Annotated in this window: 12 protein-coding genes; 3 read left to right on the plus strand and 9 right to left on the minus strand. The window is 36.0% G+C overall.

The features are described 5' to 3' along the window. The 8 genes from VIL26_01955 to VIL26_01990 form a co-directional block, all read right to left on the minus strand. Nucleotides 1-1,011: restriction endonuclease subunit S (locus VIL26_01955; GenBank protein ID HEY8389708.1), on the minus strand; the 1,011-nt coding region annotated here is incomplete at its 3' end. After that, nucleotides 1,008-2,519: a class I SAM-dependent DNA methyltransferase gene (locus VIL26_01960; protein ID HEY8389709.1), complete on the minus strand. Its 1,512-nt coding sequence runs from the start codon at nt 2,517-2,519 to the stop codon at nt 1,008-1,010. The genes VIL26_01960 and VIL26_01955, both read right to left, overlap by 4 nt. Before the next feature lie 3 nt (nt 2,520-2,522). Continuing rightward, nucleotides 2,523-4,886, minus strand: coding sequence for a DEAD/DEAH box helicase family protein (locus tag VIL26_01965; GenBank protein ID HEY8389710.1), 2,364 nt, complete (start codon nt 4,884-4,886; stop codon nt 2,523-2,525). Between the two features lie 59 nt (nt 4,887-4,945). Then, nucleotides 4,946-6,286, minus strand: a complete 1,341-nt coding sequence (locus tag VIL26_01970; protein HEY8389711.1) for a tetratricopeptide repeat protein — start codon at nt 6,284-6,286, stop codon at nt 4,946-4,948. A 12-nt stretch (nt 6,287-6,298) separates the two neighbouring features. After that, nucleotides 6,299-8,101: a ribonuclease HIII gene (gene rnhC, locus VIL26_01975; GenBank protein ID HEY8389712.1), complete on the minus strand. Its 1,803-nt coding sequence runs from the start codon at nt 8,099-8,101 to the stop codon at nt 6,299-6,301. A gap of 44 nt (nt 8,102-8,145) precedes the next feature. Next, nucleotides 8,146-9,009 carry a nucleotidyl transferase AbiEii/AbiGii toxin family protein gene (locus VIL26_01980; GenBank protein HEY8389713.1) on the minus strand — a complete coding sequence of 288 codons (864 nt, stop codon included), beginning with the start codon at nt 9,007-9,009 and terminating at the stop codon, nt 8,146-8,148. Beyond that, complete coding sequence (locus VIL26_01985) at nt 9,010-9,597, minus strand: hypothetical protein (GenBank protein HEY8389714.1); 588 nt, start codon at nt 9,595-9,597, stop codon at nt 9,010-9,012. A gap of 490 nt (nt 9,598-10,087) precedes the next feature. Beyond that, entirely contained in the window at nt 10,088-10,675 is a 588-nt protein-coding gene (locus tag VIL26_01990; protein ID HEY8389715.1) for a TetR/AcrR family transcriptional regulator, read from the minus strand. A 175-nt stretch (nt 10,676-10,850) separates the two neighbouring features. Between VIL26_01990 and VIL26_01995 the strand changes: the two genes are divergently transcribed. The 3 genes from VIL26_01995 to VIL26_02005 are packed head-to-tail and all read left to right on the plus strand — an operon-like array spanning nt 10,851 to nt 14,240. Continuing rightward, nucleotides 10,851-11,768 (plus strand): ATP-binding cassette domain-containing protein, encoded by a 918-nt coding sequence (locus tag VIL26_01995; protein HEY8389716.1) that lies wholly within the window; start codon nt 10,851-10,853, stop codon nt 11,766-11,768. After that, the gene (locus VIL26_02000; GenBank protein HEY8389717.1) at nt 11,768-12,670 is read left to right on the plus strand and encodes an ATP-binding cassette domain-containing protein; all 903 of its coding nucleotides are present in this window, start codon (nt 11,768-11,770) and stop codon (nt 12,668-12,670) included. The genes VIL26_01995 and VIL26_02000 overlap by 1 nt, the downstream gene beginning before the upstream one ends. Next, complete coding sequence (locus VIL26_02005; protein ID HEY8389718.1) at nt 12,663-14,240, plus strand: ABC transporter permease subunit; 1,578 nt, start codon at nt 12,663-12,665, stop codon at nt 14,238-14,240. Before VIL26_02000 ends, VIL26_02005 begins: the two co-directional genes overlap by 8 nt. 70 nt (nt 14,241-14,310) lie before the next feature. On the opposite strand, the gene VIL26_02010 is transcribed toward VIL26_02005, so the two are convergent. After that, complete coding sequence (locus tag VIL26_02010) at nt 14,311-15,057, minus strand: hypothetical protein (GenBank protein HEY8389719.1); 747 nt, start codon at nt 15,055-15,057, stop codon at nt 14,311-14,313. Between the last annotated feature and the right edge of the window lie 409 nt (nt 15,058-15,466).

A 15,466-nucleotide genomic window follows, 5' to 3' on the forward strand; every position in this document is an offset into this window, starting at 1 on the left:
GTTATCGTCACCTTTGTAGATGTAACTATCCACATATTTCTTGCCGAGTTTAGCCTTCTTTTCAGCACGGATACGCTCTATAAGAACGCTCGCGGGCTCGTCGTTCGGATCTTGTGGAACGAGTTTGCCCTGAATAGCGTATTGCAAAATAGATTTCTTGAGTTTGCCGTAAATATCATCGTCCAACTTGGTTGCCTGCTGTTCGAGATTATCGTATTCTGCAATCAGCGGTTCAAACTTTTCTATCTCCGCTACAATACGCACTTGCTCGGCAAGAGGTGGAATTGGTAGAATAAGTTGAAGCAACCGTTCTTTCCCCAAATTATAAAAAGCTTGTCCTGATTTCTTTGTAATTGCTTTAAGCTGTTTATTAAAATAGCTGCTTTGAAGAGCGTAAAGTAGGTATTTTGACAACTCATCAATTTGACAGTATGGACGAAGTATAAAAACAAAGCCACCGGCGGTAACATTATTGTATGTTTGTTCAACACGAGCAATTTTACCAATATTTTCAATGCTTGTTACGGCAGGAGTAATCAAATCGTTCCGCCATAGCAATATAGAATCCGGAACTAAATTATTATCAAGAAAAATATCATTGTCGAAAAAGTGATATGAGCCATTTAGTATATTGCCTCCTCGCAGAACTCTTACCAATTTTTGATTAGTGGTAGCAGACTCTTTTTTGAAGGATGCACCTGTCTGTATATTAAGCAATGTGCTGATTTTTGCGAATTCCCAACCTTCTGGCAAATCAAATTCACTGACTTCATCATCGATACAAACGGGAGAATTATTGCCTACCTTCTCATAATGGCGATTATCATCACCCTTGAAGATGACAGAATCGTTCTTATCTTTTTTGATTTTACCTTCTTTTATCAGCCGCTGCTTTTCGGCGCGGATGCGTTCGAGCAATACGGACGCGGGCTCGTCATTCGGATCTTGCGGAACAAGTTTGCCCTGAATGGCTAATTGAAGGATAGATTTTCTCAATTGTTCGGCTTTCATTCTTTATTCCCCAAAAGCGTCATGATTTCGGTAAGCACTCGGTCAATGTCCGCATCCAAACTTGCGCGTTTTTCACGATATTGTTGAATCAAATCCTGTGGGGCAAGGATTTCTTCCTCTTCGTGTGGGAACCCGCAAAGGTCGATATTGTAACCGAGCGCAGCAATCTCTTCAACCGTATATTTTTTTGCCTTCGGAGCATCATCAACAATAATTTCTTCGCGATTATTCCACCATTCTATGGCGGGATTAAAGTGCTCAAGCTTCATGGGTTTTGTCTTAGAGAAATGCTTGTAGCCTTCGGGCATATCCAAACGATAAAACCAAGTTTCTTTGGTAGGGTGGACCTTATCAAAGAAGAGGATATTTGTTGTGATAGAAGTGTACGGAGCAAAAACGCTGCCCGGCATACGAATTATCGTATGCAAATTAAACTCGGAGAAAAGTTTCTTTTTAATTGATACTTTTGCATTGTCTGTACCAAACAAGAAGCCGTCAGGCAATATAACGGCGGCTCTTCCGTTATCTTTCAAACGATACATAATGACCGACATAAAAAGATCGGCTGTTTCGCTACTCGCCAAATCGGACGGGAAATGATTTTTCACGTCTGCCTTTTCGTTTCCGCCATAAGGTGGATTCATTAGAACAACTTCAAATTTGTCTTTTTCGGTATAATCCAGCACATTATGCAATAACGAATTGCCGTAATAAATACGCGGCGTATCCACGTCATGCAACAACATATTGGTTACACACAGAATATACGGAAACTGCTTTTTCTCCATGCCGTAAATGGAATTGTAAATTTTTTCAACGTCGTCGGTACTTTTCTTCTTGGTTTCAAGCTCTTTTAACCAGCTTATCAAAAATCCACCTGTGCCGCAGGCAAAGTCTGCACAGTGCTCTCCGATTTGGGGATTGATCATCTTGGCCATAAAATCGGTAACTGCACGTGGCGTGTAAAATTCGCCCGACGAACCGGCGCTCTGCAATTCGCGCAGAATGGTTTCATAAATTTCACCGAAAGCGTGGCTTTCTTCATAATCGGTCAAATCGATGTCGTCTATGACATTGATTACTTGCCGCAGAAGAACGCCGTCCTTCATATAGGTGTTTGCATCTTCAAAAGTCGTCTTGACAATGGCTTTTTTTATGGGGGTGGACGGATCGACCTGTACACCATTGATGAGCACATTGCCGTTGGGATCTTTTATATCCTTGCCTTTGAGGACGGGGAAGAGTGTGTTATTAACAAAGTTAAGAAGCGCATCACCGGTCATTCCTTTTCCGCCTTCCTCGTGCGCCCAATTTCGCCAACGGCAAGGCTCGGGAATAATAGACAGATATTTTTCATCTTCAAATTCCCAGTCCTGCTCCTTAGTGTCATAGACCTTTAAGAACAAAAGCCAAGCGATCTGCTCGATACGTTGTGCGTCGCCGTTGATGCCTGCATCGTTGCGCATAATGTCGCGCAAACGTTTGATAAATCCTGAAATATTACTCATTTGTTATGCCGCCTTATAAATTTCGTTTTCGAGCTCTCTTACTGCCCGTATATAACCTTCTCTTCCTCCAAAGAGTTGAGCGATTTTTGCCGGTTTGCCGAACCTTACAAACGGATCGAGTTTGAGAATATCCATATCCTCGATTTCGTAGATACCGCTGTCCGCGTATTTTTCCAGTAACGCTTCCAGCACCGCCCTTGCTTCGCCGCCGTATTTCGCAAATACGTTGCGCTTTTTGACGTTTTCAGCGCGTTCCCGCCGCGTCAAAGGTTTTTGATTAAAGGCAATGTGACAGATAAAATCAAAGTCGTCAACATCACTCATACCTTCATTCGCTTTGACCTGTTCCAAGTCAATACCGCGTTCACTAAACAATTCTTGGATTTTAGCCTTTTTCTCTTCTGCAGACCATTGCAAAATAAAATTGTCTAAAGAAGAGAATGTTCCATAGATATTTGCCTTTGTATAATCAATGATACTTTCTTGCCGCAATAGTTTTCCGTCCGTATCATAAACGGAAACCATTCGCTGCGAAATCGTTACTTTGCAGCCGCGGCTATCGACCACATACTTATGTTTCGACTCTACAGGGGGCGCAGGCATAATGACCGGTTCGCCGTCAGGTTCTTTGGGGTCGACGTGTCGAAATTGTTCGTCTTGTTCAATCGGGCCGTCCCAATCGGGATCGGCGAACAATCTGGTTACGCCACGGAAATCCATAATTACAAAGTGCGTTTTCCCGTCTTCATAGCGTAATCTTGTACCGCGACCGATAATTTGCTTAAATTCTGTCATTGAACCGATCATTTCGTCAATGACGATCAGTTTTACCATTTTGCAGTCTGCGCCAGTGGAAAGGAGCTTTGAAGTAGTGGCAATCACCGGGTATTTGGCAGATACGGAAATAAAATAATCAAGCTTACTCTTTCCATACTCGTCGCTACCTGTAATCCGCACGATGTAATCCGGATTTTCGGCGCACATATCGGCGTTCAACTTTCGGAGAGCAACACGCATCCGTTCCGCCGCGTCTTCCGTTGCACAGAATACAATCGTCTTTGCCATTCTGTCGGTCGCTTTGAGATAATTTGTAATCTCATTTGCGACCATGTCGATTCGATCTTGAATGATAATATTGTAATCGTAGTCGCTGTTATTGTAGATGCGATCTTCGATTTCATACCCATATATATCGCATTGGCCTTTACGAGGGCGCCATTCATCGTCAATATCCGTTTTTATGCGTATGACTTTAAACGGAGCGAGGAAGCCGTCGTCAATACCTTCTTTCAGGCTATACTTATAAATCGGCTCTCCAAAGTAGTCTATGTTGGAAATATACGCCGTTTCCTTCGGCGTGGCTGTCATACCAATTTGCGTTGCGGAAAAGAAGTATTCCAACACTTTACGCCAACGGCTTTCTTCTTTTGCGCTGCCGCGATGACACTCATCTACAATAATTAAATCAAAAAAGTCTTTATCGAATAGTTGCTTATAGTGAGCAAGCGTTTCCTCGTCTGTTTCTTCTTCTGTCGTTTTGTTTCCAACTAATTGCTGATAGAGCGAAAAATAAACTTGATGAGAGGTAATCGTGGTGCGATCATCTCTTGCAAAATTGATTTTATGAATAACCTTTTCAAGCGGTTTAAAATCCCCGCTTATTGTTTGATCGACAAGATTGTTGCGGTCTGCAAGGTAAAGAATTTTTTGTTTTATCCCGCTTTGCAGCAGTCGGTAGACAATCTGAAAAGCCGTATAAGTTTTTCCAGTCCCCGTTGCCATAACAAGAAGAATACGCTGTTGGTCTTTGGCAATCGCTTCCATGGTACGATTAACGGCAACTTGTTGATAATATCTAGGGGGATAGGTGTTTTGACTTGTATAATATGGCTGAGCGATAAGCATACGCTCTGTTTCTGACAATCCTTTCCCATTATTTATTTCATTTTGATAACGAGCCCAAAGCTCCTCAGGTGATGGAAAATCATCTAAACCTATTTCTCGTTCGATCCCTGTAATAAAATCATACTCTTGAAAAGCATCGCCGTTAGAACTATATGCGAACGGAACATCGAGCATTTGAGCATAGAGCATTGCCTGTTGCATGCCGAAAGATACGCTATGGTTATTGTCTTTTGCTTCAACCACGGCGAGCGGATTGTTTTTGTTATAGTAGAGTATGTAGTCGGCTTTTTTAGGAGTCTCGCGGCTGACTTTATTTCCACGGAGATTTACCTTACCGTCAGTAAATTTGACTTTAGTTTCCATAGTGATTTTATCCAGCCAGCCTTTTGCCAAAATCGCCGGTGTGATAAAATTCAATTTGATATCTTCTTCAGTCATTTGTTTTTTATCTATAATGCTCATAGTGCTCTCCTATGTTCCTATAATACCGTATTATCGGAAGTTGATGGGGAAATTTATAATTATTTTCTTATAGGTATAATGGCAACGGCCTCTTCCGTATTTTGTTGTTTTTTCTTGTCAAAAGACTCAACTATAATAAAATCCACATTGTCTCCAACTTTAGACAAATCAGATTTTCCAAAGAAGTTTTTATATTGAAAGTAATACGGTTTATCGGCTTGTATAAAACCGCCGCGGTGTCCTGGGAATATTTTTATTATGCGACCGTGTTTTACGCCTACCTTATTATGTAAGATTGTTATCCAATGTTTTCTAATATCTAAAAACCGAATTGGCATTATTTCGCTGATTTTGTTATTTAATGTTTGGCTTACAGTCCAATCGTTTTCTTCTCGTATTTGTCTGGCAAAATTATAATTTTCTTGTGCTAAATCTATTTCCTGTATATCAGTAAAAATATCGCCAATAGATTCAATCAGTTTTACTTTCATTTTTTCAGGATCTTTTGTGCATACAGCGCGCAACATATAAATTAGTGCCTGATTTGTTTCATTTTTTCTTAAATAAAACTTTCCAAGTTCATATAATAAAAACCATTTATCACTAATCACAATTAGTTTTTTTAATGTTGTTATAGCATCATCAATATGCCCTAGATTGTCTAATGCTAAAGCAACTCTGCGTTCCAGCCAAATATTATTGTCATAATGAAAATTTTCTATTTCATCAATTGCTGTTGTACAACATAAAATACAATCTTCATAGTGCTTTTCACGAAATAATAAATCCGATTTTAACTGAAAATAGGTTTCTTTATCTGAAGCCGTTTCGCGTTCTTTGCCTGCATGATCCGTATATTGAGTGGGAATAGAGGACAAGTCCTTAGGATCTATTAAATTGATAATAGAAAGCATTTTACCATTATAACTTTTGTTTGTTTTGATTAAAACTCTTATCACTGATAATGCGCAATAGTTAAAAGAAGGGAGTTGACTATCTTGTCCTGCAAATTCAATAATTTCATGAAGTAAAAATAATTTATTCAGGACTATATCTTCATATGGATAATCAGGTTTTCTTATGGACTTGACATATTTATCATTTATAACCCATGTGTATAGATTTAATATGTAGGAAAAAGGACGTTTTTGATAGGAGGGTAGATTTTGATCGTGATATGTTTCATATATATAACTGCATACATTTTCTGCCTCATCAAGTTCTCCTAACTTTTTTAAGCAATTTGCGTATTGATGAGCGTCCCAAAATTCTTGAGTATCGGAAAAATGTGCCCATAATTCCTTGCATAAAGGCAGAGCTTCATTGTAATCTTCAATTGAAGGATTTCTATCACGAAGAAGAGACTTCGTTTTTTGTCGCAATTCAATTAAATTTTCCATAGATTAGTCCTTTTAATTAATGATCTTTTGTGTTGTTTTAAAATGCAGTTTAACAAAACATTTTAGTTTATCTATTCCACCAGAAAAATAAATTTTCTTTGCGGCCTCTTCAACAACTGGATTAACTCCTTTTGCAATTGGAATTTTAACAGTTTTTTCTATTTTATCTAACTCTTCTAAAAAACGAGCTCTTGCAAGAATTGATGCTGCGGCAACTCCTATGTCGCGTTCTCCTTTTGGGGTTTGCAAAAGTTTAATTTGTTTTCCTTTTTCCATTAAGGCACTGTTTATTATAGTTTCATCGCCAAATTGATCTGCTATCGCATGCTCACACGTATTAATAGCAAGTAAGTTTTCGATTGCTCTGGCATGTCCCCATCCAAGCAGGCGATTTAAATTTTTCCCCATTTCTTCATATAAACTGTTATACCTTTCTGGTCCAATACATATTATTGAAAATTTATCTTTTCCTAATATTTCACGTATTTTTTGAGCCAAATCTAAATTTTTACTATCCGAATTATTTTTACTATCTCTAACACCTAATTCAGCAAGAATTTGTTCTTCATATTTAGAAACATATACTCCTGCAATAACTAAAGGGCCAAAATAATCTCCCTTACCAGATTCATCCGTACCAATATGACAATCTAATATGGGAATTTCTTTAATCTCATTGTTGCTTGTTGAAACAGAGGATTTATGTACAAGCATTTGTTCTTCGGAATATCCATTTTTAATTATCACATGGTAAGCCGTAGTAATAGCATCGCATACCGCTCCAATTTTCATTTCTGCTTGCTCAATAGTAATAAGATCTGAAATATCAGTATTCCTGGCTGGATCTGAATGCATTTCCAAACAGCGAATTCCTTCCCATGCCGCAATTAACGATTTATTGATTGCCCCATCCCTTCGTATATCTTTAATATACTTTGAAAACTTTTCGCCTCTAAGCCAATTTCCGATATTAGCAATTTCTGGATTTTTTTGATATTCTTCTAATGTAAACGCCCGTTTATCCATCATCATTTTTAATATAAACCCCTCAAAGGCTTTAGCAACAGGGTAAACTATAGGATTATACACAGGAAGTTCAATAGAATTTTCTTTGATTGCTTGCAAAAGACCAAATGCTGTTACTATTTGTTTTTTATCTGTTAAAGATAGATAGTCATAAGCATCTGTTGATAACGCCTTTTTTGCTTTATCGCAATATTCGTCAAACCCAATAATTTGTTCAATCGCTTTTTGAGTTTCCGCTTGTTTTTCTTTCGCAACATAAGTCAAGGCTTCTTCTTTGTTAGAAATTGGAGCATAAATATTTATAATTTCTTTTATCTTATCTACAAGTAAAGAATCAAGCCCTTGTAGTAACAATTTTCCTGAGTTAAACTGAGTAACTGTTATATGATAATTTTCTTCTGTTACATCTAAAATATAAGTAATTGTATCTTTTTTAGCTGGTTTCTCTGTAGTAACAAATGAACTTATGATTGCTTGTTTAATATCTAAAAATTTATCAGAATGGACAGTAAAACTAGCATAGATAGGAATGGACTCAATTCGTTTTTCTTGCATACACAAGTTTTCTAGAAAAGCAATTATTTCAGTGTTTTCTTTTTCAACATAAATTTTTGAAGTTTTAGACTTACTACAATAAAGTATTATTGCAGCGCCATTTTGGAAAATAAATTTTGTTCCATATTGAATTGATGTTTCTTTGAGAATGATAATACCCGCAGTACTCAAAGCATCCTTTAGTTTGCTTATGCCAATTGCTTCTTCATAACAATATTCATACGTTTTTCCCATAATCATTCTCCTTATCTTAATAGCTATTTCTAGGTTCAAGCCTTTTAAGCATTTAATCCTTTCGTAATCTCCGTAAAGAATTCCGTACTCCAAATGTCCAACTTTGTTTTGTCTTTAATAAAGGGGATTACGTCTTGTTTGGCTTGTTCGTAGTCGATTGCCGAGAAGCGTTCGTTCAGCATGGAAATCAGGGCTTCGCGGGTAAGGTTAAAATCCTTGTCGATAAACCCAGAGTCTACAAGCCGTGCTTTCAGGTGCGGCATATTGACTAAGACGTTTCGTGAGAGATAGAAAATATAGTCGTATAAGTCCCTGCCTTTGACACGGGTTTTCCACGCGCGGCAGATGACGGCGTGGAGTTTGCCGGCGAACAGCGAGGGCATATCGTACAGTTTTACTTGATAGGGCGACGGCAGCAGTCGGTACTTGTTTTCAAATGTCGCAAAAGCAGGGGGATTGGTATCGACCTCGAACTTAATCTTGATTACCTCGGACGGATTGATTTTCGTCGCGTTCTGCTCGTCGTTGTAAACGCTTAAAATGTGTTCCTTGGTGTTGCCTTTTAGGAAAGCCGATTTGATATTGGAATCCGCCGTCTTGATCTTTTCTTCCACCTTGAAGTTCAGCCCGACGGAATGCAGTTCGTTTTCTAAAATCGAAAAATATTTTTTTAGTTCAAAATCGGCGTCGGGTGCTATCAGCGAAAAGTCCAAGTCTTCGGAAAATCGGTCAAGTCCGTAAAATATACGTAATGCCGTCCCGCCGTAAAATGCGGCGTCTTTGAAAAAGCCCGCGCGGGAAAGTCCGCATAGCGCAACTTCCTGTATTACTTCGGTCAGTGCGTTCTTTTCGTCGATTTGCGACTGCGTGGGGTATAGGGCAAGCATTTGACTTAAAATTGTCTGCATTTATTTTCCTCCGTCGATCAGCTTTGCAAGATACTTGTGATTAGTCGATTTATAGAGTGGTGCAAGTTGTTTGATGTCTTCCAAGTTCAACTGCCAAAAGTCATTCTCATCGACGCGCAAATCGTCAAACAGTAACGCCCGCATTGCTTTGACCGAGCCGACGGGCGATATGGTGTATAGCTTGTCGCATAGCGCCTTTTCGGGCGTGGCAATTTGATAGGAATAACCGTTCTCTTCCCGAATTTCCACGCCAAAATGATAGACCGCGGCAGGCACGTCCCTGTATGTGAATACGCCGAACGCGTTGTCGTATTGTTTCGCCTTACCTTTGCGGAACGTTGCGGACGTGTAAGTGCGGAAAATCGCTTCGGGAATCAGCGAACACATCGATAGCACATAATCAAAAGAAAGATAGGACGGGCCGTATATTGCGCCCGCAAGATATTTGCCGTCCGCGCGCGCATCGGTTTCGTATAATCCGCGCGTGATTTGCGTCAATCGTCCCGATTGTACTTCGCGGCGAATCTTTCCTTTTACGTCGGTATAATCCTTGAATTGTAATGCCAAACTGTCAAACGTTAAAATCATTGTTTTCTCCTGTTGGTTTTATTATATCAAACTTTTCGGCGAAAATCAATACATTTTGAAAAATTGTTATAAATATTTTGCTAAAAAGTAAGAAAGGAGAAAGTATCGGGATTATTGACGCCTTTGTATTCGATAAATTTAAGGTGAAGAGCAATTTTTTCTTTGTATTTGTTTTTCTGAAATGTGCCGCAGGCAGGTCGGCTGATACTAATCAAAAACGCCCTCAAACTGCTTGAAGAAGTCTAAAAAAATTAAAATGGTGGTAAATGGTAGTAAAAGCGGCAAAAAACCGTTACTACCATTTTTCTTTGAATTGTGGTCAAATAATAAAAAACGGCGGAAAAGCACATGATACTGTGTATTTTTCGCCGTTTTTATCTTTTTAGAGCACTTTCTCTTTTTTGAGTGGAGCACGTCCTTGGTAAGGAGGAGGTCACGGGTTCAAGTCCCGTCATCAGCTCCAAAATGTTGAAGCCCTTTAGTTACAAATCTAAAGGGCTTTATTTTTTACAAACATGCTTTCATCTAAAATTGTATTACAAAAAGACAAAAGATCCTCTTTTGAATATTGATTTTTTCCTTCAAACCAACTAAAACCAATCATAGATATTCCGCCTGTAAAGAAATCCACCATAATGTCAATTGGGATAGTATAATCCTCTTTATATTTGTTTTTACTAATCAGATATCTAATGCTTCTTTTGATTGTTTGCGTGATTATTCTTACAAACTTCTCTGAACTGTTTTTCATAATGTTTTCAATTTTAGGTTTGTTTGAAAACAAAAAGTCAATTACACAATCAATCAAACTCATGTACATTTCTTTGGCTGTAGCAAAATGATATTTTTCAATGGATTTTGAAAATAATTCTTCTTGAATTTCATCAAGCGTATGATTTAATAAATCTTCTTTATCTTGAAAATGATTATAAAATGTTGCTCTATGCACCATTGCTTTTTCGCATATATCATTTACGCTTATTTTGTTGAAAGGCTTTTCTTCCATCAAATCAAATAGCGCGATTGATAACAATCTTTTTGTCCGTCTTATTCTCAAATCTTGCTTTTCGTCTTCCATTATTTTTCCTTTTTGACTATATGCTCTTAGACAATTTTTAGTTTTTGTCTAATATTTAATTAAATTAAATTTTTTGTTAATTTTAATTTATTGATTTTTTAGACAATATATCATATATTTTAATTACTGTCAATAAAGTATACACTTGTCGAAAAACACATAAAAAGGAGAGAACATGGCAGAAATTATAGTTGAACATTTAACAAAAGATTATGGTCATGGTCGCGGCGTTTTCGATGTTTCTTTTGAAGTTAACAAAGGTGAAGTCTTTGGTTTTTTGGGCCCTAATGGTGCTGGAAAATCCACAACAATAAGACATCTGATGGGCTTTTCAAAGCCAGATAGTGGGCGCACCAAGATATTCAATAAAGACACATTTGAAAACTACACAAAATTTATGGACAAGGTGGGATATTTGCCAGGTGAAATTGCACTTCCAGCAGGGCTCAAAGGCTATGAATTTATCGATATGATGAAGAAAATGAAGAAATGCAAAGATGACGAATGGATAAAGCATTTGATCAATCTTTTTGACCTTGACCCCAGCGGAGAGACCAAACGAATGAGTTTGGGTGATAAAAGAAAGCTGGCAGTGGTGGTTGCTTTTATGAACGATCCTGAAGTTTTGATTTTAGACGAACCGACAAGCGGACTCGACTTAAAAATGCAGCAACGCTTTGTTGAGTACATAAAAAAAGAAAAAGAGCGCGGCAAAACGATTTTGCTGTCAAGTCATATTTTTAGCGAAGTTGATGCCACTTGCGACAAAATTGCAATAATAAAAGACGGAAGAATTGTCTCGCAATTTATTGCAGATGATTTGAGACATAAGCAAGACAAGGTATATAAAATCTTATTTTGCGATCTTAAAAGCAAAGACGATTTTGTTAATCAAACAAATAACAGCAATATAACGCTGTTAGAAAATAATCAAAACGATGTTTTGATTTCAATCAACGATAAAGACATCAACAAACTTATTTCGCTTTTATCAAATTATGAAATTTCTGACTTTGAACACGTAAAGGAAACTTTGGAAGATTACTTTATGAGTTATTACAAGGAAGAAAAAGATTTTGGAGGAGCGTTATAATGGAAAACTTGATTGAAATTCAAAATCTGACAAAAGACTATGGAAATAATAAAGGCGTTTTTGATGTTAGTTTTGAACTAAAACGTGGAGAAATATTAGGTTTTGTCGGAAGCAACGGTGCAGGCAAAACTACAACAATACGAAATATTATGGGGTTTTTGACGCCTGACAGCGGATCAATTAAAATCTGCGGATTAGACGCTTACAAGGACAGTGAAAAAACCAAAAAATATATCGGTTATGTTCCAGGCGAAATTGCTTTTCCAGATCTAAAAACAGGAACAGAGTTTTTAAAATCTCAGGCGGAATTTTTGGGAGTCAAAGATTTGAGCCTTGCAAACTTTTTGATAGAAAAGTTACAGCTTGATCCAAGCGCCAATCTAAAGCGAATGAGCAAAGGCATGAAGCAAAAAACAGCACTTGTCGCTGCCCTTTTGTCTAATCCTGAGATTCTGATTTTGGACGAGCCGACTACAGGACTTGATCCGCTTATGCGTGTATCTTTCCTTGATATTCTGCTAGAAGAAAAAGCAAAAGGAAAAACTATTTTGATTAGTTCGCATCTGTATGAAGAACTTGAAAAAATTGCAGATAGAGTTGTTTTGATAGACAAAGGAAAAATTGTCAATATAACCGATATGAACGAAATCAAAAACAGACCAACAACTGATTTTAAGATTGAATTCAACAATGCTGCCGATTATAAGGATTTTTTGAAACTTGATTACAACTTTGTAAGAAAACAGGAGCAATACAATCAAGTTACGATAAAAATTTCAAAAACGGAAATTCAAAATTTGTTTAAAGATCTAAAAATGTTTGATGTCAAATTTATTTCAGAAGTCAAATATACACTTGAAAAACACTTCAATAAAATTATAAAGGAGTATATAAATGATTAGCAGACCTTTATTAAAACAATCTTGCAAAGCAAATGGCGTTATGTGGGGCATAATAACTTTTGCAGTTTGCTTTATGCTTTTTTGTGTAATGATTATTGCAGGAAGCGAGGACTTAACTAAAATAAAAAGTGCTGTTCAAAATACAATTATCCAAGGGGAAATAGAATCCTCAATTGAGCAAAGAGCACTTAATTATTACGAAATATCACTTTCCGGACTTGAGTATTTTGACAATGAATATAAAAATGAGTTTAATACTATTCAATCTTCACAAGAATTTCAAAATATATATGCTGCTTATGGTCAAGAAAAAGCTCAGCAATATCTAGTCAGCAATGCTTATGCAAACGCTGTATCAAAGCTTCAAAATTATGCAAAAAGTATCGCAGCTCAGAAAGGATATGAAGAAAACAGCGATGAAGCGCAAGAAATTTTGGGCTTGATAATGTATGTTTTCAATCCTATGACTGAAACTACGGGTGTCGATGGAAAATATATGTTTGACGACTTTTATGCTAATGTTTCAGAAAGCGCGCCTAGATATGATTTTATTAATATTATTCCTCAAACAGACGAACAAAGAGCTGCATACAGACAAGAATATGCTTTTAAAAATAGTTCAATATTTCTTGCCGGTAATATGACCGAAGAAGAAAATATTGATAAAGTCTTGAACGCGCTAAAAAGTTATGGGGTAACCAAAAAAATTTACAGTGAATTTGGTTTTGATGATTACACTAAGGTAAAAGTTATTGCACGTAATATGCTTATTAATTATAGAGCTAACTTATCATATAGATTAGAAAATATCAAAGACGGCGAAACAGTCGAAAGCATAAAGAAAGAACTAGCCAACAGTTTTACAAAGAGCATGCTCTCTCAACTTCCTCAAAAAGTTACCGATGCTCTTGAAGAAATCGGTCAAATGGATTTGTACGGTATTTTGGTCGGTTCTATTTTCTTTAAAATCGCTGGACTTTTACTCCCTATAATTTACTTAATTATGGCTTCTAACAACTTAATCGCAGGACAAGTTGATAGCGGTTCAATGGCTTATGTTCTATCCACTCCGACAAAAAGAAAGACTGTTATCGCTACCCAAATGTTATTTTTGGTTGGATCTCTTTTCTTGATGTTTGTTTGCACAAGCATATCAAGCGTTATATGTATGTCAATAGTCAACGTTGACACATCGCTTACAATAGGAAAACTGCTATTAATCAACTTAGGCGCGTTTATTGTAATGTTCGCTATGAGCGGAATTTGCTTCTTAGCTTCAAGCTGGTTTAATAGAACAAAACATTCAATGGCAATCGGCGGCGGTCTAAATATATTCTTCCTTGTCGCTACAATCTTAGGTTTGTTTGGCTCAAAAATTATTCCGCAAGTTATCAGAATGGATGCACTTAAATTGTTTAATTATGTTTCAATAATTTCTCTGTTTGATGTAATATCAATTTTGGACGGAACTTTTGCTTTCTTGTGGAAACTAGCTATATTGATTGTTATCGGAATTATATGTTACGCAATTTCATTTGTAAAATTTGACAAAAAAGATTTGCCTTTATAATTAAAAATAATGTTCTCTTATAAAAAGGTCATACTGAGCTGGTATGACCTTTTTTATCACTGGAGTATTCTCAGGAGCAATGGACAAAGGCAGCAGATTGCTTATCTAAAGGCTCTATCATAATTACAAACATCAAAAGAGTTTTTATGTCGTTTCTATTATCAATAAAATTATTTATTACATTATATAAACTTGGATCAAGCCTATTTTTTTTAATTGTTGTATTACAATCATATAATGAAGCTATTTTTATATCTCCTTTACAAAATAATGACTCTACTCCCTCATAAATCCTTATTGCTGTTGAACTTTCATCCAATTGATTAATGCTTGTTTTAAATTCAAAAATCCATATATCGTTATTTCTATAAAAAATAGAATCTATACCAAATTTTGCTTTTTCAATATCACTTCGTTGTAATAAGTATAGAGGCATTACATCGTATAATTCTTTTAATGCTTCAAAAGATAAGAAGTTCATAAAAATTCCATCATTTTTGACATAACCAGATCTTTTAGAAGAATTTTTAAGTCTTTCTAATTTTTCTTTTATTATATTTTTTAGAAAATCAATACTATCTTGATCTTGATCTCTTAGATAAGAAAGAATTTTATAATTTTGAGTTAACTCTTCAGCCATTAGTTCATGTATATCACCACAAAAAGAGAAGTTACAATAATTAAATTGTTGTAATTTGTGATTATTTATATTAATTTTATTATAATATCTTGTAAAACTCTTGTGCATTATATCTTCCTTATCATCGGTTCTTATATTTTTAAAAAATGAATTAGTTGAAATTTGTTTCTTAAACATTATAGCTTGACGCTTTTTTAAACTATTTTTGTAAAAGACTTGTTAAGTTTATTATATCATTTTATATATTTGATTTCAATATGGTAATACATAAAATCAATCATTGAAAATAATTATAATCTTTTAAATAAAAGAAAATCCAATATAATATTGTATTTGTCAAATAAATAAACATACTGAAAATTAAAAATTTTAATTTAATTATATTAAAATTAAATTCATTTTCTGTTTAAAGCCCTATTCATTCGCCCTTATAATTACATATTAACAAATATAATAATCAAAATAATCAACAAACTATATTTTTAGCTCTTGCTTTATATTATAAAAATCTTTCCATGGGTTTTCTTGCTTAATTTTGTCTAATGCTTTTTGCATATCTATACCATTTGGGTCTACAGTGTCAAGC

The sequence above is a fragment of the Clostridia bacterium genome (assembly GCA_036562685.1).
In the GTDB taxonomy this organism is placed as follows: Bacteria; Bacillota; Clostridia; order Christensenellales; family DUVY01; genus DUVY01.

Bases quoted from the DNA above. Each gene is read 5' to 3' on its own strand.
- VIL26_01960 (HEY8389709.1), bottom strand. From the start codon at position 2,519: ATGAGTAATATTTCAGGATTTATCAAACGTTTGCGCGACATTATGCGC.
- VIL26_01965 (HEY8389710.1), bottom strand. From the start codon at position 4,886: ATGAGCATTATAGATAAAAAACAAATGACTGAAGAAGATATCAAATTG.
- VIL26_01970 (HEY8389711.1), bottom strand. From the start codon at position 6,286: ATGGAAAATTTAATTGAATTGCGACAAAAAACGAAGTCTCTTCTTCGT.
- rnhC (HEY8389712.1), bottom strand. From the start codon at position 8,101: ATGGGAAAAACGTATGAATATTGTTATGAAGAAGCAATTGGCATAAGC.
- VIL26_01980 (HEY8389713.1), bottom strand. From the start codon at position 9,009: ATGCAGACAATTTTAAGTCAAATGCTTGCCCTATACCCCACGCAGTCG.
- VIL26_01985 (HEY8389714.1), bottom strand. From the start codon at position 9,597: ATGATTTTAACGTTTGACAGTTTGGCATTACAATTCAAGGATTATACC.
- VIL26_01990 (HEY8389715.1), bottom strand. From the start codon at position 10,675: ATGGAAGACGAAAAGCAAGATTTGAGAATAAGACGGACAAAAAGATTG.
- VIL26_01995 (HEY8389716.1), top strand. From the start codon at position 10,851: ATGGCAGAAATTATAGTTGAACATTTAACAAAAGATTATGGTCATGGT.
- VIL26_02000 (HEY8389717.1), top strand. From the start codon at position 11,768: ATGGAAAACTTGATTGAAATTCAAAATCTGACAAAAGACTATGGAAAT.
- VIL26_02005 (HEY8389718.1), top strand. From the start codon at position 12,663: ATGATTAGCAGACCTTTATTAAAACAATCTTGCAAAGCAAATGGCGTT.
- VIL26_02010 (HEY8389719.1), bottom strand. From the start codon at position 15,057: ATGTTTAAGAAACAAATTTCAACTAATTCATTTTTTAAAAATATAAGA.